A 24,049-nucleotide genomic window follows, 5' to 3' on the forward strand; every position below is an offset into this window, starting at 1 on the left:
GAATTTATTTGATAAAAGTTTTATACTATGAGTATAAAACTTTACTTAGGATGTTATAAATTGTAGCGATGGTATGTTTTTAGAAAGGGGTAACTATATGTTTGAGTTTAACCATATATTTAAAAAGAACAAATATATTGAGGTTAAAAATTTATCAGATGATGATGGTGAGAAAAAGCCTAATATACCATCTGGAATGTGGGTTAAATGTAAAACCTGTGGTGAAATTCTTTATAATAAGGATTTAGAAATCAATATAATGACCTGTGCAAATTGCAGAACCCATTTTAGAGTTGGATCTAGAGAAAGAATAAATTATACTATAGATAACGGGACTTTTATAGAACATGATGAGTTTATAATTTCGGAAAATCCTATAGATTTTGAAGGATACAGTGAGAAACTACAAGGTATTCGGGATAAAACTTCATTAAATGAAGCTGTAATAACTGGAGAAGGAAAGATTAATGGGTTAGACACGTTAATTGCAGTTATGGATAGTACTTTTATGATGGGGAGTATGGGATGCGCCGTTGGAGAGAAAATTACGAGAGTTATAGAAAAAGCAACGCAGGAGAATAAACCAATTATTATATTTACGGCATCAGGTGGAGCTAGGATGCAAGAGGGTATATTTTCTCTTATGCAGATGGCTAAAACTAGTGCTGCTATTGCTAGGCATAACGATAAAGGGTGTCTTTATATAACTGTGCTTACAGATCCAACTACAGGTGGGGTTACAGCAAGTTTTGCTATGCTTGGAGATATAATACTAGCAGAGCCCAATGCATTAATAGGGTTTGCAGGTAAAAGAGTTATAGAGCAAACGTTAAAGCAAGAATTACCTGAGGGATTCCAAAGAGCTGAATTTTTACTCGAGAAGGGTTTTATAGATAAAGTAGTGGATAGAAAAGACATGAAGAGTGTTTTAGCTCAGATATTAAAAGTTCATTTATAACGTCAAGAGAAAGACAAAAGTAACACATAGGGAGTGAAATTTTATGGTAACTTTACCTTTTGAAAAAAACATGTATGAACTTAAAAGTAAAATAGACGAACTAAAAAATTTAGCAGAAGATCAGAATATGGATTTAGCAAAAGAAATAAGACAGATGGAAATTAAGCTCTACAATATGCAAAAGGAAGCCTATAAAAATTTAACTGCTTGGGATAAAGTAAGCATTGCAAGGCTTGTGGAACGTCCTACCGCTCTTGATTATATAAATAAAATTTTTGATAACTTTATGGAACTTCATGGTGATAGGTATTATGGAGATGATGCTGCTATTGTAGGTGGGATTGCAGAGTTTAATGGCACTTCTGTAACTGTTATAGCTCAGCAAAAGGGAAATAACACAAAGGAAAATATAAAGAGAAACTTTGGAATGCCTAGTCCAGAAGGATATAGAAAAACTTTAAGGCTTATGAAACAGGCAGAAAAATTCAATAGGCCTGTTATTTGTTTTGTAGATACTCCGGGAGCATATTGTGGCATAGATGCAGAAGAAAGAGGTCAAGGTGAGGCAATTGCTAGAAATCTTATGTACATGTCAACATTAAAAACGCCAATAATATCAATTGTTATAGGAGAAGGTGGAAGTGGTGGAGCACTTGCTATGGCCGTAGCAGATGAAGTTTGGATGCTTGAACATGCAATTTATTCTATTTTATCACCAGAGGGGTTTGCTAGTATATTGTACAAGGATGCTACTCGTGCTAAAGAAGCAGCTATTAAAATGAAGATAACAGCTCAGGATTTAAGTAATTTTGGAATAATAGATAGAATTATAAAAGAACCTCTTGGTGGTGCACACACTAATGTAGAGGAGATGGCAGCAAGGATTAAACGTAATTTAGAAGAATCTATAACTAGATTAAAACGGGAACCTATAGAGTCTTTACTTACAAAAAGATATTATAAATTTAGAAAAATTGGAAGTGTGCAGAGTAATTAATATTTTCTATTTTTCAATGGTTAAGAGAAGTATATATACTTTTCTTTTTTTTGGTATTGAACTGTACATAAAAATCATACATAATAGGAGATAGGAATAATATTTAGGATAATGGCAAAGGGGAATTAAGTTATGAGCAAAACATATAATGGTACGATTTTAGTAATAGATTCAGGCTGTGATTTACCTTTAGAGTATATTAAACAAGATAGCATTGTGCCCATAGGTCTTATATGTAATTTTAAAGGCCAAGTAATAGAGGACGATTTTGGAGAAAACTTTGAACGCAAAGATTTTTATGATGCTATAAGGCAAGGAGAAATGCCAACTACATCACAGATAAATAGTGAAAGATATGTAGAGGTATTTAAAAAACATGTTATGGAAAATAAGTCTATTATATATATTGTCATGTCTTCGGCATTAACAGGAACTATAAATAGTGCCAACATAGCAAGAGGAACTGTACTAGAAGAATTTCCAGAGGCAGATATAAGTATAGTTGACAGTAAATGTGCAAGTCTTGGACAAGGACTTTTAGTTCATTACGCTTATGAAATGTTAAAAAAAGGAAAAACTAAAGAAGAAATAGTTACGTGGCTTGAGGGGAATAAACTTAAGATAAATCATTGGTTCACTGTTAATGATTTAAACCATTTAAAAAGAGGTGGAAGAATATCAAGTTCTGCTGCAACCGTTGGTACATTGTTAAATATAAAACCCGTTTTATTTATAGACGACGAAGGAAAACTTACTCCTTTTACTAAATGTAGAGGAAGAAGAAAGGCAATAAGTACGTTGGCTCAAAAGTTCAATGAAAAAACAGATGCAAGTAAAGAGCAAGTTATTGCAATAGGTCATGGGGATTGTATCGAAGATGCATTAGTTTTAGAGGCGATGGTTCGCCAGCATGGAAATGTTAAAGATGTTATTTTAAGTTATGTTGGTACAGCTATTGGATCACATACAGGACCGGAAATGTTAGGGTTGTTTTTTATGGCAGATGAAAGATAATGGCTTAAGTATATAAAAAGGTAAAATTGCAATAATAAGTTAACATAATAATTTTAAGTCATAGTTAATAGATACTTATTTAAATAAATCAAAAGGAAGATGTCATAAGCTAATTTAGCCATGATATCTTCCTTTTGGTTTTGAACATATTAAAAATTATTTCTTCTTGTTTTCTGGTTTTTTATCTTTTCCTAACTTCTTAGATTCATTAGAAAATCCTATTTCATTAGCAGTTTCCATTTTCATTTTATCTAATTCCTTTTTTGTTTTTTGACCTGCTTTTTTATTATCTTTGCTATTTTTGTTGTCTTTATGTGACATATCGCATACCTCCTTATATTGATTAATAATGAAAACAATTATCCATTGTTTGCATCTTAATATTAATTATCTAAATATTATTATAACCAGAGTTTTAAGTTGTATACGAGAAAATTTTGATTTTTACAGATGAGTATAATTAGACTAGTATGTCGTTTTATTATTTATACTCATGTGCTTTATAATGGTATAATTAATATTAATAATTGAATTTACATAGGAGGCAGTAATAATATGAATAAAACAATAGGGTTTATAGGTTGTGGTAATATGGCGCAAGCTATGATAAGTGGAATAGTAAAATCAAAATTAGTATCTAGCGAAGAGGTAATAGCAAGTAATCCATCAGATAAAAACTTAATTAAGGTGAAAAAAGAATATAATATTTTAATAACGCAGAATAATACGGAAGTTGCAAAATTTTCTGACATAGTAATACTTTCTGTAAAGCCTTATAAATATTTTGAGGTTATTGATGAGATAAAACAATATTTAAAAAAAGATGTAATTATAGTAACAATAGCCGCAGGGATAACACTTGAGCATATGCGCGGAGCTCTTGGAGATGATGCGAAGGTTATAAGAACTATGCCAAATACTCCAGCACTTGTTGGAGAGGGAATGAGTGCGCTTTGCGCTAACTCAAATATAACTAAAGAAGAGCTTACGCTAGTAATAGATATTTTTGAAAGTTTTGGGAAGATTGAGATTTTAGAAGAAAAGCTCATTGATGTAGTTCCAGCAGTTAGCGGTTCATCCCCAGCTTACGTGTACATGTTTATTGAAGCATTAGGTGATGGCGCAGTTATGCAAGGTATGCAAAGAGACAAAGCCTATAAAATGGCAGCTCAAGCGGTGCTAGGGGCAGCTAAGATGGTCCTTGAGACAGGAGAACATCCGGGTAAACTTAAAGACAATGTATGTTCACCAGGGGGAAGTACTATAGAGGCAGTATATACTTTAGAGAAAAACAATTTTAGAGGTTCAATAATGTCTGCTATGGAAAGTTGTACGCAAAAAGCGATTAAAATGGGTGAAAAATAATTCTAGGTTTAAAATGAGATATATTTTGTATTAGGTCAATAGAGTTTATACTTTGTTTATAATTTGTTTATGGAAAGTAGAGACATGTACATTAAAATAGAATTATGGAAGGCTTTCATGTTCAAAAGCAAATTTTAAATATAAAGGGGATTTAATATAATGAAATTAAATAAGAAAACTACAACAATTCTAAGTTTTATGATAGGAACTGTTATGTTCACAACTACAGCTATAGCACAAGTATTAGTTAAAAGTGGATATGATCAACTTAAGGATTCTGTTAAATATACAGCAAAAAGTGCTACAAGTACGCTTAAAAGTTATACTTCTGATATGTCTGTTGTTCTAAAGGATAATAATACTGTTCTTTATTCTACAAGTGATATTAGCAAAGTTGATGTGTCAAAGGGAGCTAAGGAAACTGTAAGAACTAGGGTTGAGGGTTCAAAGAAAACGGAGAATTACAGTTACTCCGATAAAAATGGTTATATTAACAAAAATGGTAAAGAGGATATTTATTATACAACTGATCTTGAAACTCCTCAAAAAAATACAGCTTCTAAAAATCCTTTTGATGAAGAGGGAGCTTCGGACATGGAAAAAATTGCTGATGCCCTTATTGGAAATTTGAAAGATGCTGTTGTAGTCACTGAAAAGTCAGATGGAAGCAAAACTTTATCTGGATCTTTAAGTGAATCACAAATTCCAGCGCTTATCAATGCAGTGGTATCTCTACAATCTAAAAGGGAACTTGGTTACAACTCATCTAATAACGAGAATATCATGCCAAAAATAGTAAGTGATGTATTTGTAAAAGAAGTTAAAGGAAATATGGTAACAACTAAAGATGGATTAATTAAGAGCGTTCTTGGCAGCGGAGTAATATCAGGCAAAGATGAGAAAGGTGTAGAACATAAATTGACATTTGAAATATTAGCAAAAATGACTGATGTTAATTCAACTAAGGTTAGCAAACCAGATCTTTCTGGTAAAAAAGTAGAAAAAAGTGTGCAGCAGGATTATAGTAAATTAATTAATCCAGAAAAATATATTGGTAAATATAAAACAGATATTTTAGTAGAAAAAGATGCTAAATTTATAAAAATAGGTGAGAAATTCTTAGATGTTACCGCAGTAGATGACAAAGGTATTAGCGGAAGATATTATGAGCAGTACGTTAAGGGATATGAAGAATATGCAACTGATAATAAAGACTTTAAATTTAATGCTAAGTTCGAAAAAGATAAAGGATTTTATGCAACATTTAATTCAACCGGCGACGATTCAAATAATAAGGCGACAGGATATATAAATATAAACATTGGTTCAGCTGGAATAAACTTTAATTTAGATGGAAGAAGAACAGGAAATAAGCTTTATGATGATAAATATAGTAAAATATTTAATTAATAATAAGTAAGATAGGATAATTAAGTTTAAAGGGGAGGACTCTAAAACAAAGTATTTTAATAAATAATGAGTCCTCGCTTTTTTAATTATAAGAAATGTAAAACTGATTTTGGGGGTGCTAAAGTGGAAAATGAAAAAGTTATTGAAATTAAAAATCTTTCTAAGTTATACAAAAATGGAAGAGGTATATCAGATATAAATATTGATATAAATAAAGGGGATATATTTGGATTTTTAGGCCCTAATGGTGCAGGTAAAACTACTGCTATGAAAATAATGACAGGACTTATAAAACCAGATAGTGGAGATGTTAAGATATTGGGTCAAAGTATTCTCGCGGAATACGAAAGTGTAATGGGAAAAGTAGGGTGCATTATAGAAACTGCGGAGTGTTATCAGTATTTAACAGCTTATGAAAATTTAAAACAAGTTTCAAGATATTATAAAAGTGTTGATGACAATAGAATTCATGAAGTCTTAGAACTGACGGGACTTTTAAAATATAAAAATGAGAAACCAAGGAAATTTTCACTTGGAATGAAACAAAGACTGGGAATTGCGGCTGCGATAATATCAAAACCTAAGGTAATTATTTTGGACGAGCCCTTAAATGGACTTGATGTTGAAGGAATGATTGCTATGAGAAACATAATAAAAGAAATGGTAGAAAAAGAAAAGACTACATTTTTTATATCAAGCCATCTAATCCACGATGTTGAACTTACTTGTACTCATATTGGAGTATTATACAATGGGAAGATGCTTAATGTAGACACTATGAAAAACATATTAAATAATTATGCAACACTTGAAAATTATTTTGTTAGCGAGGTAGAGAGAAATGGTAGAGTTTAAAGCTGCATTAATAAATGAAATTGAAAAATTGTATAAAAGAAAAAAAGTTTTAGTTGCAGTGATTATATCTCTAGTTTTTATAATAGTTGGACAATTATCTATGGTAGTCTTAAGAAGTGGATTTGGGGTGAGAGGGGTGTCAAGCATGGAATTTCCTATTCTTGTGTTGGCAGTAGTTGTGAATACAATTCTTCCTTTATTTACAGCACTAGTTACTATTGAAAGCTTTTCAGGAGAATTTTCGCAAAATACTATGAAAATTGCACTTACAAGACCTATTACTAGATTTAAGTTTTACGCGGCTAAATTAACTGCAATTATGTTATTTATACTTGTAAATCTTATATTTGTAATGATTTTTTCAATCGCTGCTGGTTGTATTTTTAATGCAAATACATTCGCAATTACGAGTGTTTTTAAAATACTAATTTCTTATGTTGTAACATTAGCGCCTATGGTGATATTATCAATAATTATTGCTTTTTTTGCAAATATTATTAGAAGTGGGATAGGTGTGTTTTTTGTATCTATTTTTGTTTTTGTTATGTTTAAAGGGTTAGGTCTTATTTTTTATAGATTTAATGGTGTATTTATTACATCTATGATGAGTTGGTACACATTATTTAATATGGATACTATTCCTTATTTTAAAATATTTCTTCAATTTATGATGATGATTAGTTACGGTATAATATTTTTCACAGCAGGATATTATATATTTGATAACAAGGAATTTTAAATATTTTCGAGGTGAGAAATGAATATAAAAAAACGGCTACTTTTGTCTAATACTATAACAATAATAATTCCTTTTATGGTCACAATTATAGCAGCATTTCTATTTATTTTTATTTCTTCAAGAGTTTTTAATAGGAGTGTTGGTTATGATAATTTCAAGAAATTCGTATTTATAAAGTCGCAATTATCTGATACTAGTAATGATATATGGAAAGAAAAATCTTCGAATATAGAGGAGCCACAATTTCAGAGGTATTTACAGCAAAAGTTATCAAATATAAATGGAGATATTATAATACTTAAAAACAATGTTACCATTTATACATCCAAGGATGTAAATAAAATTGATATAGAAAAATGTTTATTAGAAGCTAAAAGTAAGTCTCAAAAAAAAATAGTGATAATTGATTCCAAATCATACATGGTGGAAGTAGCGGAAGTTAAATTTAAAGATGATGCTTTAGGAAATGTAATATTACTAGCACCTACTTTTGAATATTCAAATATACTTGAAGAGTTTACTATATTCGTACTTTCGGTATTCCTTATTACATTTATAGTTATTAATGTATTTATGTCTTATCTGCTTTCAAAAAGAATAATAAATCCATTATCACTTTTAAAGCAGGCCGTAGAAGAGATCAGCACGGGTGATTTAAGTGTGGAAATTACTGAAACTGGTGATAAGGAAATTAGAGAGTTATGTGCCGATTTTGAGAAGATGAGAATACAACTTAAGGATACAACAAGGCTTAAAAAGAAGTATGATGAGAATAGGAATATGCTTGTTTCTAGCATATCACATGATCTTAAAACACCAATAACCTCCATAAAGGGTTATGTTAAAGGTATTTTAGACGGCGTTGCGAATACTCCTGAGAAAGTAGATCGCTATTTAAAAACTGTTTATTCAAAATCGGAACAGATGGACGTTATGATTGATGATTTGCTTTTATATTCCAAACTCGATTTAAGTCAACTCCCATTTAACTTTGAAAAAACTGATATTATAGATTATTTTAATTATTGTATTCATGATAGTTCACTGGAACTTGAAAAGTCCAATATAAAAATTTCTTTAGAAAATAATTTAGATGGTATAAAATACGTTAATATAGATAGAGAAAGATTGATGAGGGTTATACTAAATATCATTGATAATTGTCGTAAATATATGGATAAGCAACAAGGGGAGATTACCATTTGTTTGCGAGAGACAAATTCTAGTATTATAATTGAGATAAGGGATAATGGTTCTGGCATAATTGAGAAGGATGTAAATAAAATATTTGACAGATTTTATAGAGCGGATGCTGCAAGAAGTGAGGCAAAAGGTAGTGGACTAGGACTTGCTATTGCTAAGCAAATTGTGGAGGGGCATAGCGGCACAATTTGGGCTGTGAGTCATGAAAACCAAGGCATAAGTATCTTAATATCACTAGGGAAAATATAATAAATAGAGGTGGATTGTGAAAAGAATTCTAATAGTTGAGGACGATGTAAGTATTGCAGAACTTCAAAAGGACTATTTAGAAATAGAGGGATTTGAAGTTAAGATATGTAATGATGGAGTGTCTGGATTAAATATTTTAAAAACGGATGAATTTGACCTCCTAATTCTTGATGTAATGCTTCCTAAAATAGATGGTTTTACCATTTTGAGGAGCATACGAGAAGAAAAGGACATACCGGTTTTAATGGTTTCTGCAAAAAAAGAAGACATTGATAAAATAAAAGGCTTGAGTCTTGGAGCTGATGACTATATTACAAAACCGTTCAATCCAAGTGAATTGGTTGCTAGAGTAAAGTCACATATTCGAAATTATGAGCGAATAAAAAATAAATTTAAAACAAGTGTTAAGAGCAGCACTCTAATAATAAGAGGACTAGAAATAAAAAAAGATTGCAGGCAGGTATTTGTAAATGGAATCGAAATAAACCTGGCTCAAAAGGAATTCGATTTACTTCTATATCTCGCTGAAAATCCTAATCGAGTATTTAGCAAAGCTGAATTATTTGAAAGAATATGGGGATTTGATGCTTTATCAGATACTGCAACTGTTACGGTACATATCGGTAGAGTGAGAGAAAAAATTGAAAGCAATACATCAACACCTCAATATATTGAAACTGTTTGGGGAACTGGGTACAGGCTCAGGGTATAAAATATACTCTAAACTTGTATCTTTTTATATTTATAGTTTTTTTAAAATTAATGTAATATAAATTGAAAATAGAACATATATTTGCTTTATAGCATTAATATTTATAAAAACTATTGACTAAGGAACAAATGTTCGGTACAATATAAATATAGCAAATTAAGACAAAATACCTGTAAAGTATTTAAAAATATATAATTATTTCATGTTAGGCAAGAGTTATTTTGCGGCTGAACTACATTTCTAAAAACTACTTTAGTAGATTATTTAACTGGGGGCAAAACAAATGGAAACAAAGGATTTATTAGTTAAGATGAATTATTCAAGGGAAGGTAGTGACAGTTTAGCAATAACATACACTCAAAGTACAGTCAAAGCTGATCATTCTTCTAAATACCTAATATGCGGTGGAAGATACAATAGAAATGGTGGGACTATAACATTTAAGGCTAAAAACATAGAAGAAGCTACGGAAATAGCAAATAATAATTTAGTAGGTAATGCAGGTTCTAATAAATACGGGTATCTTAAGCAAGGACTTTATGATAAACAATATATAGAAAATAAAATTAGTACAAAAGAGTGTTTTAAAATTTAACGACATTTCAGCTCCTCAGGAGATGATTTAGTAAAACTTTTTTATATTTATAAAGAAAAATTGGTAGTTATTAAACCAATAATTTTTCTTTATAACAATCGCACTAAACATCAAATTCAATATTTTGAATTACAATATTTAAATGCGATACCAATGAAATAGTTGATCCGATTTCTTTAGAAGTGGGTTTATTTCCTTTTTTTATAATCTTAACTTCAGGTCTTAAAGCGAAGTTTGGAAGTATAATTGTTACAACAGCAATGTCACCGGTACTAAGCCTTACAAGAGTTCCAGGTGGATAAGGAACAACGACCTTAGAAAATGCTTTCACCATCTCATAATCAAAATGGGTATTACCATGGGAATAAATAAATTCTACTGCGTCATTAGGGGAGAAGGCTTTTTTGTATGGTCTATCCGAGGTAAGTGCATCATACACATCCGCAATAGCAACAATTCTAGCAAATCTACTTATTGCTTTATTCTTTAATTTATCAGGGTATCCCGTTCCATCTATTTTTTCATGGTGCTGAAGTGCTACAATTCGCGAAGGGGCAGAGATATCTAAACTACCTTTCAAGTAATTATAACCTTTTGTGGGATGTTCTTTTATAGTTATAAACTCTTCATCAGTTAAGGGACCAGGTTTTAATATTATAGATTTAGGAATAAGAACTTTACCAATGTCATGTATTAATGCACCCATGCATAAGGTATAAAGTTCATGCTTATTTAGTTGCAATTGAACACCTATTATCAGAGAAATTATAGCTACATTTACACTATGTTGATAAGTATAATTATCCATACTTTTTATATCTACTAAATTAATCATTACATTTTTTTTACTTATAATTTCATCAATTATATCTTTAGCAATACTCCCTATGGATTCAAAATAGGATTGTTTTTCTTTTGAAAATTTATTTTCATTGAAATTTGGATTATTAGAATATAAACTATATTTTTCAAAGCTATAGAAAGTTTCTTTGATAGCCTTAATAGCAGTTTGACGGAGCTCAGGGTTTATTACATCTTCAAGTATAGTTTGACTATATTCATCAGTAATATAAATAGAATAAATTTGCAACTGTTTTATTCTTTTTAAAAAATTATCAGTTAATGCAATACCATCTCTTAAAAGAATCCTTCCATCATTGTCAAATATAGTTTTAGCCAAATAAGTTCCTGGTTTTACGCATTGGATTGGTACAAGCCTCATAATTACATCACTCCCAAAATATAAAGGATTAGGACGTTTATTGGATATTAATAATATCCACATCCTAACAACTTTTATATTATAAAATTATATTATAAAATTTCAATTGATTAAATATATAGGTATAATGATATATATTATACTATACAATAATAAATTACACTAATTCTTATTATTATAAAAATCAGTTTGTATTGTAAATAGACTCTATAATATTAATTGAAACCAACCATAACATATTTATTTTATTGGGGTTAGCAAGACTTTTTTAAAATAAGGTTGAATACTTTGAATTATGAACTATAATTAAAGGTGAGAGCATCAATATAGCATATAATTCTCAAAAATAGAGAATGCTTAAATTTAAGCATATAAATCGTGAAATTAAAGAATGGTAATAAGGCCAGGATATTTTATAATTAAATGAATTTATATTTGATGTTTTGAATAATCTTAATTGGAGGAAATATAATGGATAAATTATCACGAAATGATGTTTGTTGGTGTGGGAGTGGCAAAAAATATAAAAAATGCCATATGGACCAAGATACATTTATAAGTAATATAGAAGAAAAAGTTGGGTATGTTATACCTAGAGATATCATGAAAACTCAGGAGCAGATAGAGGGTATAAGAAAAAGTTGTGTGTTAACTCATGATATACTAGATATGGTTGGAGAGAAAATAAAAGTAGGAATAACAACAGATGAAATTAATACCTGGGTTCATGAATACACTGTAGAGCATAATGCATACCCTGCACCACTTGGGTATGGTGATTTTCCCAAGAGTGTGTGTACATCATTAAACAATGTAATATGTCATGGTATACCTGATGAGACGATGCTAAAAGATGGAGATATAATAAATGTAGATGTGTCTTGCATATTAGACGGTTATTATGGTGATGCTAGCAGAATGTATATCATTGGTAATGCATCTAAAGAAGCAGTAGATTTGGTACGTGTATCAAGGGAATGTTTAGAAAGAGGCATAGAACAAGTTAAGCCTTTTAATACACTTGGAGACATAGGAAATGCTATTCAACAGCATGCAGAAAGTTTTGGGTATTCTGTGGTATACGATTATGGTGGTCATGGCGTTGGATTAGAGTTTCATGAAGAACCTTTTGTACCTCATATAGGTAAAAAAGGAGAAGGAACAATATTATTGCCTAATATGACATTTACTATTGAACCTATGATTAATAAAGGTAGTCCAGAAACAGAGGTACTTGAGGATGATTGGACAGCTGTTACAGTAGATGGTTCTTTATCATCGCAGTGGGAACATACTATACTTGTTACTGAAACTGGATATGAAATATTAACATAGTAAAAAACATACAAAAACACCACTCCAATAGAGTGGTGTTTTTGTATGTTTTTTACAAGAAATTTTTATTCTACTTTTACTACATAGATATACTCTTCTAGTGGACCAGATTCTTTTTTCCAACTTTTATAATAAGAAAAATGTATCTTACATTCACCATTTTTTAAACATTTAAACCTCCAAATAATTTGTAAACTTCCTCCTATTATATTTGGTTTGTTAAAATCAAATGTTTTTTTATCTTCTAAAATAAGAATTGAAGGGTCGGATATAGTATAATACCAACAATATCCAGTAGATGGCGATTGGGTAAGTTCAATAAGAATCTGATTACTATTAGGTATCATATTTATGAAATTATGGCTGAGGACAATAGCGTTTAATTTAGAATTTTCATATTCACAGATCAAGTAATCACCATCCTTAAGTTAGCTATATCAAAGACCAGGTAAACATATTTATTAGTGAAATAACATAAATATTATTAATGCGAATTAAAAAAATTATTATTGTAGTTATTGTTTCTATAATATTCTTTTTTATTCATGTAACAACAGTATTATAAATGATGTTTCAGCAGTAATATTTGTTATTCTATAAATAAAAAAAGTATATATTAGAATAATTTGGTATAATAATATATAAGTATAAGTATAAGGAAAAGATTATAAAATTTAATTTATGTTTAAAAATTTAGTTGATATTTAAGGAAGTGATTATAATGGAAATTATTAACAATAGGTATAGAATAGTTGAATGTATAAAGCAAAACAGAGTGGTTTCCAGTTATGTAGTAAATGACATAATAAAAAATTACGATACAGTTCAATTAAATATTATTAATTCAGAGTACATACAAAAGGGATTAATTGAATTTTATACTAAAGAATTTATAAGTTTAACAAACTTAAATTGTAAGAACATAATGTCTGTCTATGATTTTGCATTAGTTAAATTAATAGATAATAAAAAATTAGATGAAAGAGTATATTTTTATACAAATGAGAATGTGATAGAGAACTCTAATATTTTAGAGCTCGCGCGTGGGAAAAATAGCGAAGAAGTATTAGATTTGTTTATAGAAATTTGTCAAAGTATAAATTACCTGCATTTAAAAGGTTTTGTTTATAGTGATATAAACTTATCTAATATTATAGTTCAAAGTACATTAGACAAAAAAAAGTATAATGTTAAATTCAAAGATTTTGCAACAATTGAACTTGAAAAACAAGAGTTCTTTAAAGGTAATATAGATCAAAATTATTTTAAAGCACCAGAAATATTAAGAGGCGAAAAAAGTAATGTTCTTAGTGATATATATTCTTTGGGAATTTTATTGTTCGTTATATATATAAAGAGTAAAGGTAACAATATAGATTTTAATGAAGAAATTAAAGATATTAACCAGGATAAGCTAAATGGAATATTTAATAACAATAAGGACCTTAATATAAAATTTAAAAGTATTATTGAGAAGATGATTAATAGTGACCCTAAAAAAAGATATACAATTATATCCCAATTAGTAATTGATATAAATACAATATTTGGTACAAACTATATGCCACATAGAAAAGAGGAAGTAGAAAAATTAAATTTCAATTTAAAGATGGTAGGAAAAGAAGATGAAGTTAATAAAATTATTAATATTTATGATTCTATTAAAAATAAAAATGGGTATAATTCCGCTGTTTTAGTTCATGGAGAATCAGGCATTGGTAAAACACGGTTTCTTAAGAGAGTAAAATATATTTTCTCACTTAATAAGGTAAATGTTTATAAAAGCTTTCTACTCGATGACTCGACTAAGAATAGTAACAAGGCCTTTATTGAAATATTAAAACAGTTTATATCTGAAGCTACACCTGAGGTACTAGAGAGATATGAATCAGAACTTGCTAAATTTATACCTGAATTAGGTGATAATAAGAATATAATACATTCTAAACTATTGAGTGGTGAAAAAGAAAAATTTAGACTTATAAATAGAGCAGCGGGATTTATTGAAGAATGTGTAAATAATACACCTATAGTTATAATTATTGATAATTTACATCTATCAGACGACTTTACAATAGAATTATTAGAATATCTTATAAGAAATAAACTTCCAAATAAAAATATTATGTTTATAATGTCTTATTGTGATGGAGAGTGCATATTAAATAAAAAGTTTACACAATTTACAAAACTTATGTCTGTTTTAAATGGAGCAACCAATATTTTTTTAAAGGAACTAAGCGAAGTAGAAGTAGGCATAATGATTCAGGATATTTTAAGCACCCCTAATATACCATATAAATTAGCAGATAGAATTTATGATAAGACAAAAGGTAACCCATTGTTTGTACAAGAAATCATAAAGAATTTTTTTAATGAGAGATATATTTATGTTGACCAGCAGAAGGGTTCGTGGACTAGAGATTATGAGTATTCTGAATTCGTAATGCCAACAGATATGTATCAAATATTATTGAGTCAAGTAAGCGAAATGGGAAAATTTAATATAAATATTTTAAAAACAATATCAATATTTGAGAGTGGTGTATCTCTAGCAATAATTGAAGAGTTTATTGGAAATTCTGATAAAGATTTAGAAAGGGGTATTAAAGGTCTTATTTCCTCGGGAATATTGTGCAAAAAAATCGAAGATAGGGGTTTTGTATTTGGGTTTTATAATAAATTTCTTAAGAGCCTTATGTATGAAAAAATAAGCGATGAAGATAGAAAGGGTATGCATAAGTTAGCATCTGTATTACTAGAGAATTTATATTGTCAAGGGGGCACAGAATATATTGAGGAGTTAATTTATCATTTAGAAAAATCAAATCAACAGACAAAAATTATTGATTATTGTATTCAAAATGCTGAAAATATGAAAATTTTAAAGAATAGAAGCGACGCAATAAAAAACTTAACAAAAGCTGTATCTATAATAGATTATGAGCTAGAGTCAGTTAAAAATATAAAGGTTATTATGGAGCTTGCAGGGCTAAACCATCAAGAGGGGAATATAGACCTAGCTGTTTATTATTATTTATTAATAGAACAGTATTCTGAAAATACTAAATCATATAAATATATAATAGATAGCTTAATTAAAGTAGCAGAAATTGAGCTTAGTAAAAATAATATAGAAAAAACTATTTTTTACATTGAGAAAATTAATGTTTTACTTGGCAAGGTAGATTATACTTTGGGAAGGCTAAGGTGCCAAGGTATTCTGGCATCTGTATATGATATTAGTCAAGAGTATGGGAAAGTACAAACGATATGTAACAGTTGTATAAAAGAATGTATAGGGGAATATAAAGAGTTATATATTATATTCTACCATCATATTGGAAAAGCTTATTTAAGAAGTGGTAGAGAATCTGAGGCGTTAGACATTTTTGAAAGAAATATAGAATTATGTAATAAGTACAATAATATTAGTTTACTAATAAAATCTATAAACAATTTAGGGGTTATTTATGGAGACTATTACCAAGATGATAAAAAAGCTTTAAAGTATTTTATTGAGATGAAGGATATATGTGAAAAAAATAATATGAGTACTAGTGAAGTAGATGCATTAATAAATATTGCGGCTACTTATGCGGCGCAAGAGCAGTATGAAACATCTTTGCAATATTTTATTGAGACATTAGAAAAGTGTAAGAAATATGAATATGAGTTTCATACTTTTTATTGTTACACTTCAATTGCAAGTGTATATTTAAAATTAGATGATTATAATAATGCTTATAAATATTATAAGCTTTGTCGCAATGAGCTTTTAAAATATCCCATTCAAGGAAAAGATATAGGTGAATTTTATTTTTTAGCATCTGATATAAACTACAGATTGGGCGATTTGCAAAAGGCTCAACTTTATATTAATAAGGCATTAAAACTATACGAAAATGATAAATCTATATTTAAATGGAAAGTAATGATTTTAAATGAGTTTATAGAAATTAGGTTAAGGAAAAATGATGATGATTTAAAGGGCAATATAAAAAACATTATAGATATAGCGAGTAAAATAACGTCTAAGAGTAATAGGCTTAATATATTTTATGATGTAATAATTTTTTTATATGAAGATGGCAAAAAAGGATATGTGTATTCTATTTTGAGTGAAGTTAACAAGATTGATTTGGACATAAATGGTTGTAGGGTTTATATTAAAAAATTATATGTTGATGGGTTAATTGAAAAAAATATGAATATTAAACTTTTCAAAGAGGCTCTTAAATATTCACAAAAATATAAAGAAATAGATATATGCTGGAGGATATACACAGCAATAGCAGATGATTTCTTTGAAAAAAAAGATTATTTTTATGCCGTAATTTACTATTTTGAGGCTTGTTGTATATTAAAAGATATAAATATTGAATTACCAATAGCATATAGATTGAGCTACATTAAACTTAACAATGCATTAAAGCCTTTTGAAAAATTTTTAGGAATTAATAACTATTATAAAAGCAATAGAAATAATTCAATACTTAAGTTTGAGCCTGCTAATGTGTGCGATGAAAAAAGTTTGTTATATTTATTAGAACAAGTAAATCCTAAAGATATTTTAAAAAATAAAAATTTCATAAAATCTATAAGAAAAGTATACCCATTTTCTCTTCATGAAGACATTCACGATATAAATGATGTATTAGAAAACCTACAATCTGATAATACAAAAAACTTAGAGCTTATAATTGATTATTTGTCCTATATAACTTTAGCAACAAGGGGAACTATTATCATGAATGATAATAATAAAGGCTATAAAGTTATAGCATCTAGTGATAGAAGCCATAAGCTACCTCAAAATTTAGAAATATCAGCTAAGATTTTAAGTGTGGAAAGCCCCGTTTTAGTAACAGATGTGTTTTTAGATCAGGATATAAACATAATTCATAATAACTTAAAGGCATATATTTGCATTCCTATTGTTATGGAGAATAGTAATGAAAGGGATTATATGCGAAATGAGCGAAGAAAAAACTCGCAGAGTAGTAAACATGTGATTGGATATATATATATTGAATCACAAAGAGTACTTAATAATCTTAACAACGATAGTATGAAAGAGTGTATGGAACTTAGCAAAGTTGTAGGTATTATAATTGAAAAATATAAGCTTAGATTAAGTGCTTCTATAGATAAATTGACTGGGACTCTTACTAGAAAATATTTAGAAGAGGAGCTAGATGAGCAAATAGAAGTAACAAGCCTTTCAGGTAGCAAATTTTCTCTTATTATGTATGATTTAGATTACTTCAAAATGGTAAATGATAAATTTGGACATCGGACAGGAGACTATGTTTTAAAAAGGGTTTGCCAGGTTGTAATGGATAATTTAAGGGAAACGGATATTGTAGGTAGATATGGTGGGGAAGAATTTATTGTTATTCTTCCAGATACAGATATTAGTGGTGCGGAGCTTGTGGCAGAAAAACTTAGGAATAAAATTTCAGGAGAAAAAATACTAGATGATAGGCGAGATATTACAGTAAGTCTAGGTATTATTGAGTGTCCACTTCATGGTGAGTGGCAGGGAGAAATACTAGAGAGAGTAGACCAAGCGTTATATGTGGCAAAGCAGAGAGGTAGAAATAGGTGTGTTGTTTGGGATAGCGAATTCTTAGTAAAGGCTAAAAAGACAGATAGACTTGCTGGAATAATATCTGGAGATGAGATACAAGACCATAGAAAGGTGCTTGCTATGATAGAGTTAATCGAGATTATTAGTAAAAGTGAAACAAGAGAAAGTAAAATATATAGTTTATTAGGTAGAATTATTGAAATTACAGAATCTCGAAATGGCATTTTGTTTGTTTATGATAATAAAAATATTACTGGTAAATATTCAAGAAAAATTTTCGAAAGTGGATGGACAGATAGTGATATGTATAACAAAAACATAATAAAGTCGGTAACTGATACTAAGCAAGGAGTATGTAAAATAGACTGGGATACAATAATTGAGTATGATGTAATTACAGGTGTCCCAAATTGGCAGTCAGTAATAGCTGTTCCACTTATCAAAAGCGAAGTAGTAAAGGGAGTAATATACTTAACACAATTTACTAAGGCAAAAGAATTTGGTTTTGATGATGTTAATTTTGTAAATACCTTGGGAAAGATAATAGTTCCGATTCTATAAAACTATTTTTGAGTAAACCCTTAGTAGGTGCTGAGGGTTTACTTTTTTAATTTAAGTTAGTATATACAATGTATAATTGAGGAAGGATAGATATGTATATGTGTAATATATAGTGCCGTTAGCAAGAAGGAATAAAATGGTGTATAATTGATATAATAGGAAGATTAAGTATTATTGGGTTTTGTGAATATGTAACAAGGCATGTGGCATAGTTATAAGAGGTAAACTACTTTAAAATAGTTTTAAAATTTCAGTGCAAGTATGAGGAGGAATAAAATGAATTTTACGATTGGCAATACATATCATGGATTTAAATTAGTCGAGGAAAAAAATATAAAAGAGATAAATTCAAAAACAAGATTATTTGAGCATGTGAAAAGTGGAGCTAGACTTTTGCATATTGAAAATGATGATGATAATAAGGTGTTTTCTATTGGGTTTAGAACACCACCTAAAAGTAGTAATGGGCTACCACATATATTAGAGCATTCAGTACTTTGCGGTTCTAGAAAGTTTCCTACAAAGGAGCCTTTTGTAGAATTAATAAAGGGATCTTTAAACACCTTTTTAAATGCGATGACTTTTTCTGATAAAACAATATATCCATTAGCTAGTAAAAATGAAAAAGACTTTTTTAATCTTATGGATGTATATTTAGATGCAGTATTTTATCCGAATATATATAAGAAACCTGAAATATTAATGCAAGAGGGTTGGCATTATGAATTAGAAAATAAGGAAGATAAACTAACTTACAAAGGTGTAGTTTATAATGAAATGAAGGGTGCATTTTCCTCGCCTGAAGGAATCCTTATGAGGAAGGTTCAAGAATCACTATTTCCAGACACTGCGTATGGAGTAGAATCTGGTGGAGATCCGGAATTTATACCAGATTTAACGCACAAGGAATTTATAGAATATCATAAAAAACATTATCATCCTTCTAACAGTTATATATGTTTATATGGAGATGGAAATATTGATAAACAGTTAGAATTTATTAGCGAAGGATATTTAAATAACTTTGATAAAATAACAGTAGAATCGGCTATTGAGTTCCAGAAACCATTTAGTGAAATGAAAGAAATTAAGGTGGATTATCCAATATCTTCGGATGATGATGAGCATAGCAAAACTTTCCTTAGTTTGAATTTTGTAACAGGAGATAATATCAGCAGACCTGAACTACATTTAGCTTTTGAAATTTTAGAATACTTGTTGCTAGAAAGTGCTGCAGCTCCACTTAAGAAAGCGCTTGTAGACGCAGAGATTGGTAAAGATGTATTTGGAAGTTTTGATAACAGCATATTGCAACCAGTGTTTACTATAGTTGTAAAAAACTCTAATGAAAGTGAAAAAGAAAAATTCAAAGAAATTGTGTTTACAACTTTAAAGAATTTAGTTAAAGATGGAATAGACAAAAAGCTAATAGAAGCATGTATAAACATTACAGAGTTTAAATTAAGAGAAGCTGATTTAGGTGGTTTTCCTAAGGGTCTATATTACTATATAACTAGTATGGATAGTTGGCTTTATGATAAGGATCCAACTATGCATTTAGAGTATGAAAGTTATTTAAGTAAAATAAAAGCTGCATTAACCACAAATTATTTTGAAGAACTTATAGAAAAATATCTATTAAGTAACTCGCATAGCTCTATGGTGATTTTAAATGGTAAAAAAGGGCTTGCAGAACAAAAATCTAAAATAGCCCAAGATAAATTAGCAAAATATAAGGCTAGTTTATCAGAAGAAGAAATATTAAAAATTATCCAAGATGCTAAAGCTCTTAAAGAAAGACAAATGACTCCAGACCCTGTAGAAGTGCTTGAAACTATTCCGCTACTTGAATTATCCGATATTGAAACTAAGGTAGAGGAGTTACCTATCCAGGAAAGAGATGAGCTAGGAGTAAAGGTGTTAGCTCACGATATATTTACTAATAAAATTGCTTATATAAATATATTATTTGATGCTAAGAAAGTAGATATGAATTTATTACCTTATATTACATTATTATCAGCCCTACTTGGAAGAGTAAGTACAAAAAATACTAATTATTCTGATTTATCAAATGAGGTTAATATCCATACAGGGGGAATTCATTTTGCTACAGACGTATATGGAGAAAATGAAAACTTTAAAAAATACAGCCCTAAATTAGTATTAAAGGCTAAAGCCTTAGCTAATAAAATTCCTAAATTATTTGATATTATGGTAGAGATAGTTGGGACTACTAAATTTGATGAAAAGAAACGTATAAAGGAGCTAATTCAACAATTGAAATCAAGGCAAGAAATGAAGATTGTTGATAGAGGGCATATGAGCGCAGCAGCGAGGCTAACTTCGCATTTCGCACCTGCATCAGCTTATATAGAAAAGACTACAGGAATAACTTTTTATAAGTTTATATGCGAAATTGAAAGGGATTTTGATAATAAGTGGGAAGAAATTTGCGAAAACTTAAACAAGGTTTCAAAACTTATATTCAACAAAGATAATCTTATTATAAGTGTTACAGGAGAAGATGATATATACAATGCGTTTGCATCTCAGCTACCTAAAATCATAAATATATTAGGTCAAGAAAAATTGCCAGAAGTTAGCTATGATTTTGAGATGGATAAAGATAATGAGGGTTTATTAACCTCATCAGATGTTCAGTATGTAGCTAAAGGGTATAACTTTATAAAGCAAGGGTATGCTTATTCAGGTAAAATGTTAGTACTTAAAACTATAGCAAGTCTTGACTACTTATGGAATAGAGTACGTGTTCAAGGTGGTGCTTATGGTGGATTTGCAAGCATAGCTAGAAGTGGTAATATAGTTTTCGTATCTTATCGTGATCCTAATGTGAAAGAGACATTAGCGGCATATGATGGAATATGTGAGTATGTAGGAACTTTTGAAGCATCAGAGAGAGAAATGACAAAATATATTATAGGAACAATCAGCGAACTTGATTCTCCATTAACGCCTTCTATGAAAGGTGAGCGGGCAACTGCATATTATATAAGAGGAATTTCTCACGCGCAAAGGCAAAAGGAACGAGAAGAAGTATTAAATACAAAACCAGAAGACATTAAGGCTTTTAGTGCTATGATTGATGATGTTATAAAACAAAACTATTTTTGCGTACTAGGAAATGAAGCCAAACTTAAAGATAATAAAGATATATTTACAAATTTAGTGAATGTATTTAAATAAAAAGAGGTGCCTTATGGCACCTTTTTTTCAAAACTGGATTAGTATACTTATTAAAGAATTGCTACAAGGGGGAAATTATTATGAAAGCAGAAATATTAGCAATAGGAACTGAAATATTGCTAGGTGACATAGTCAATACAAATACACAATATATTGCTAAAAGACTAGCAGATTTAGGAATATCAGTATATCATCAAAGTGTGGTAGGAGATAACCCACAGAGGCTACTTGAAGCATATAATTTGGCTTTTACCAGAGCTGATTTAGTTATAACTACAGGGGGCCTTGGACCTACAAAAGATGATTTAACTAAGGAAGTAGCTTTTGAGTATTTTGGGAAAAAAAGTGTTGTTCATGAAGCTTCTCTAAAAATTATTGAAGATTATTTTAAAAGTTCGGATAGAGAAATGACTCAAAACAATAGAAAACAGGCATATTTTCCAATAGACGCCATAGTGTTACCTAATAATAATGGTACGGCTCCAGGATGTATAATTGATGAAAATAGTAAGATAATAGCACTTTTACCTGGACCACCTTGGGAAATGAAACCTATGTTTGAGGAAGCAGTAGTTCCTTATCTTGAAAAGTTTACTAAGGGCGTATTAGTTTCAAAGGTGTTAAGAGTTATTGGCGTTGGAGAAAGTAGCGCAGAAACTATGATAGAAGATATAATGGATAATCAAACTAATCCAACGGTTGCGCCATATGCTAAAGCTGGAGAAATGACCTTTAGAATTACTGCAAAAGCAAGTTCTTATGAAGAGGGTTTAAGGCTTATAAAACCTATGGAAGATGAAATGCGTAGTAGACTAGGTGATAACATTTATGGTGAAGGAAATGTAACATTAGAAGATGTAATAGGTGAGATGCTAGTAAATAAAAATTTAACTATAGCAACGGCTGAATCCTGCACAGGAGGAATGGTAGCAGCGTCCATTATAAACTACCCTGGAATATCTTCTGCGTTTAAGGAAGGCGCTGTGACCTATAGTAATGAGGCTAAAATCAGTAGACTCGGGGTTAAAAAGGAAACCTTAGCTAAATACGGCGCAGTAAGTAGTGAAGTAGCAGCAGAAATGGCACAAGGAATAGCAAAAACGGCAGGTACAAGTATTGGAATTTCAACTACAGGAATTGCAGGTCCGGGTGGTGGTAGCACGGAAAAACCAGTAGGACTTGTATATATAGGGTTATTTATGAATGGTGAAGTTAAAACTAAGAAACTTAAATTAGTAGGAAATAGACAGAAAGTGAGAGAAAGGGCAACTATGCAGTTGTTAGATTGGCTACGACGGGAGCTATTATAGCTAGTTTCTAATCTAGTCACAATTTACTAGGTTTCTAACAAATGTGTTTAAACACAAGAAAAAAGTTATATTAAGTATAATGCATTAGTAGTTCTTAGCGAAGTGATTGCATTAATAGTAATATAACTTTTTCCCTTTTTTATTTAGTAACAGGTGGAACAAAAACTTTTGTTGAGAGTTCATTATCTAGCATATAAATACTTGTAGGATCATCGTTGATTCTTCCAAGTTTTTTTATAAGTCCATTAAATGTACCTTCCTCTTCTACTTGCTCATCAATAAACCATTTAAGTAAACTTATAGTAGCATGTTCTCTTTCATCTGTAGCAATGTCAGTCAGATTATATATTTTACTAGTTACGATTTTTTCGTGTTTGTATGCTACTTGAAAAACATCAAGAAGTGATTCATAATCATTTTGAGGCTCAGGCATTCCTTCAAGCATTATTCTTCCATTCATTTCATTTACATAATTATAAAATTTCATAGCATGGAATTTTTCTTCTTCGGCTTGCACTTTAAAGAAATTAGCAAAACCATCAAAATCTTCAGCAGCGCAGTAAGCTGCCATAGCTAGATAAATGTGTGCAGAGTAAAATTCAAAGTTCATTTGTTTGTTTAGTTCATTGAACAATCTTTCGCTTATCATAATAATCCTCCTAGTGTTTTCCTTGGGCATAAAAAATTATACCCTTAGAAATGTAAATTTTAAATAGTGAATATA

Annotated in this window: 18 protein-coding genes; 14 read left to right on the plus strand and 4 right to left on the minus strand. The window is 29.7% G+C overall.

Translation table 11 applies throughout. From position 1 onward, the window contains the following. Window positions 1–97 precede the first annotated feature (97 nt). The 3 genes from accD to ACREVX_RS10490 all read left to right on the plus strand — a co-directional run bounded on the left by accD (window position 98) and on the right by ACREVX_RS10490 (window position 2,969). Window positions 98–958 carry an acetyl-CoA carboxylase, carboxyltransferase subunit beta gene (accD, locus tag ACREVX_RS10480; protein WP_431544124.1) on the plus strand — a complete coding sequence of 287 codons (861 nt, stop codon included), beginning with the start codon at window positions 98–100 and terminating at the stop codon, window positions 956–958. A 43-nt stretch (window positions 959–1,001) separates the two neighbouring features. Then, complete coding sequence (locus tag ACREVX_RS10485; RefSeq protein ID WP_431544125.1) at window positions 1,002–1,955, plus strand: acetyl-CoA carboxylase carboxyltransferase subunit alpha; 954 nt, start codon at window positions 1,002–1,004, stop codon at window positions 1,953–1,955. A gap of 132 nt (window positions 1,956–2,087) precedes the next feature. Then, window positions 2,088–2,969, plus strand: a complete 882-nt coding sequence (locus ACREVX_RS10490; protein ID WP_431544126.1) for a DegV family protein — start codon at window positions 2,088–2,090, stop codon at window positions 2,967–2,969. Between the two features lie 156 nt (window positions 2,970–3,125). On the opposite strand, the gene ACREVX_RS10495 is transcribed toward ACREVX_RS10490, so the two are convergent. Continuing rightward, complete coding sequence (locus ACREVX_RS10495; RefSeq protein WP_431544127.1) at window positions 3,126–3,290, minus strand: small, acid-soluble spore protein, alpha/beta type; 165 nt, start codon at window positions 3,288–3,290, stop codon at window positions 3,126–3,128. A gap of 234 nt (window positions 3,291–3,524) precedes the next feature. Between ACREVX_RS10495 and proC the strand changes: the two genes are divergently transcribed. The 7 genes from proC (at window position 3,525) to ACREVX_RS10530 (ending at window position 10,097) form a co-directional block, all read left to right on the plus strand. Beyond that, window positions 3,525–4,334 carry a pyrroline-5-carboxylate reductase gene (proC, locus tag ACREVX_RS10500; protein WP_431544128.1) on the plus strand — a complete coding sequence of 270 codons (810 nt, stop codon included), beginning with the start codon at window positions 3,525–3,527 and terminating at the stop codon, window positions 4,332–4,334. 159 nt (window positions 4,335–4,493) lie between these two features. Further along, window positions 4,494–5,744 (plus strand): hypothetical protein, encoded by a 1,251-nt coding sequence (locus ACREVX_RS10505; RefSeq protein WP_431544129.1) that lies wholly within the window; start codon window positions 4,494–4,496, stop codon window positions 5,742–5,744. A 123-nt stretch (window positions 5,745–5,867) separates the two neighbouring features. Beyond that, window positions 5,868–6,599 (plus strand): ABC transporter ATP-binding protein, encoded by a 732-nt coding sequence (locus tag ACREVX_RS10510; protein ID WP_431544130.1) that lies wholly within the window; start codon window positions 5,868–5,870, stop codon window positions 6,597–6,599. Next, window positions 6,586–7,338: an ABC transporter permease gene (locus tag ACREVX_RS10515; RefSeq protein ID WP_431544131.1), complete on the plus strand. Its 753-nt coding sequence runs from the start codon at window positions 6,586–6,588 to the stop codon at window positions 7,336–7,338. Before ACREVX_RS10510 ends, ACREVX_RS10515 begins: the two co-directional genes overlap by 14 nt. A gap of 18 nt (window positions 7,339–7,356) precedes the next feature. After that, on the plus strand, window positions 7,357–8,790 hold the full coding sequence (locus ACREVX_RS10520) for a sensor histidine kinase (protein ID WP_431544132.1): 1,434 nt from the start codon (window positions 7,357–7,359) through the stop codon (window positions 8,788–8,790). A 16-nt stretch (window positions 8,791–8,806) separates the two neighbouring features. Continuing rightward, window positions 8,807–9,502 (plus strand): response regulator transcription factor, encoded by a 696-nt coding sequence (locus ACREVX_RS10525; protein ID WP_431544133.1) that lies wholly within the window; start codon window positions 8,807–8,809, stop codon window positions 9,500–9,502. A gap of 283 nt (window positions 9,503–9,785) precedes the next feature. Then, window positions 9,786–10,097: a hypothetical protein gene (locus tag ACREVX_RS10530; protein ID WP_431544134.1), complete on the plus strand. Its 312-nt coding sequence runs from the start codon at window positions 9,786–9,788 to the stop codon at window positions 10,095–10,097. Window positions 10,098–10,200: 103 nt separating this feature from the next. On the opposite strand, the gene ACREVX_RS10535 is transcribed toward ACREVX_RS10530, so the two are convergent. Then, window positions 10,201–11,319 carry an HD-GYP domain-containing protein gene (locus ACREVX_RS10535; protein ID WP_431544135.1) on the minus strand — a complete coding sequence of 373 codons (1,119 nt, stop codon included), beginning with the start codon at window positions 11,317–11,319 and terminating at the stop codon, window positions 10,201–10,203. Window positions 11,320–11,790: 471 nt separating this feature from the next. Between ACREVX_RS10535 and ACREVX_RS10540 the strand changes: the two genes are divergently transcribed. Then, a complete protein-coding gene (locus ACREVX_RS10540; RefSeq protein ID WP_431544136.1) occupies window positions 11,791–12,654 on the plus strand; it encodes a methionyl aminopeptidase in 864 nt (287 codons plus the stop codon). Window positions 12,655–12,719: 65 nt separating this feature from the next. Here ACREVX_RS10540 and ACREVX_RS10545 read toward each other — a convergent pair whose 3' ends face one another. Further along, window positions 12,720–13,064: a protease inhibitor I42 family protein gene (locus ACREVX_RS10545; protein ID WP_431544137.1), complete on the minus strand. Its 345-nt coding sequence runs from the start codon at window positions 13,062–13,064 to the stop codon at window positions 12,720–12,722. A 311-nt stretch (window positions 13,065–13,375) separates the two neighbouring features. Here ACREVX_RS10545 and ACREVX_RS10550 point away from each other — a divergent pair, with 311 nt between their 5' ends. From ACREVX_RS10550 to ACREVX_RS10560, 3 genes are all read left to right on the plus strand, one after another. Continuing rightward, window positions 13,376–18,808: a diguanylate cyclase gene (locus ACREVX_RS10550; RefSeq protein ID WP_431544138.1), complete on the plus strand. Its 5,433-nt coding sequence runs from the start codon at window positions 13,376–13,378 to the stop codon at window positions 18,806–18,808. 276 nt (window positions 18,809–19,084) lie between these two features. Then, entirely contained in the window at window positions 19,085–22,015 is a 2,931-nt protein-coding gene (locus ACREVX_RS10555; protein ID WP_431544139.1) for an insulinase family protein, read from the plus strand. Between the two features lie 80 nt (window positions 22,016–22,095). After that, window positions 22,096–23,325, plus strand: coding sequence for a competence/damage-inducible protein A (locus ACREVX_RS10560; protein WP_431544140.1), 1,230 nt, complete (start codon window positions 22,096–22,098; stop codon window positions 23,323–23,325). Window positions 23,326–23,464: 139 nt separating this feature from the next. On the opposite strand, the gene ACREVX_RS10565 is transcribed toward ACREVX_RS10560, so the two are convergent. Then, on the minus strand, window positions 23,465–23,974 hold the full coding sequence (locus ACREVX_RS10565; protein ID WP_431544141.1) for a ferritin: 510 nt from the start codon (window positions 23,972–23,974) through the stop codon (window positions 23,465–23,467). Window positions 23,975–24,049 lie beyond the last annotated feature (75 nt).

This window comes from Clostridium sp. (assembly GCF_050717545.1).
GTDB lineage: Bacteria > Bacillota > Clostridia > Clostridiales > Clostridiaceae > Clostridium_AD.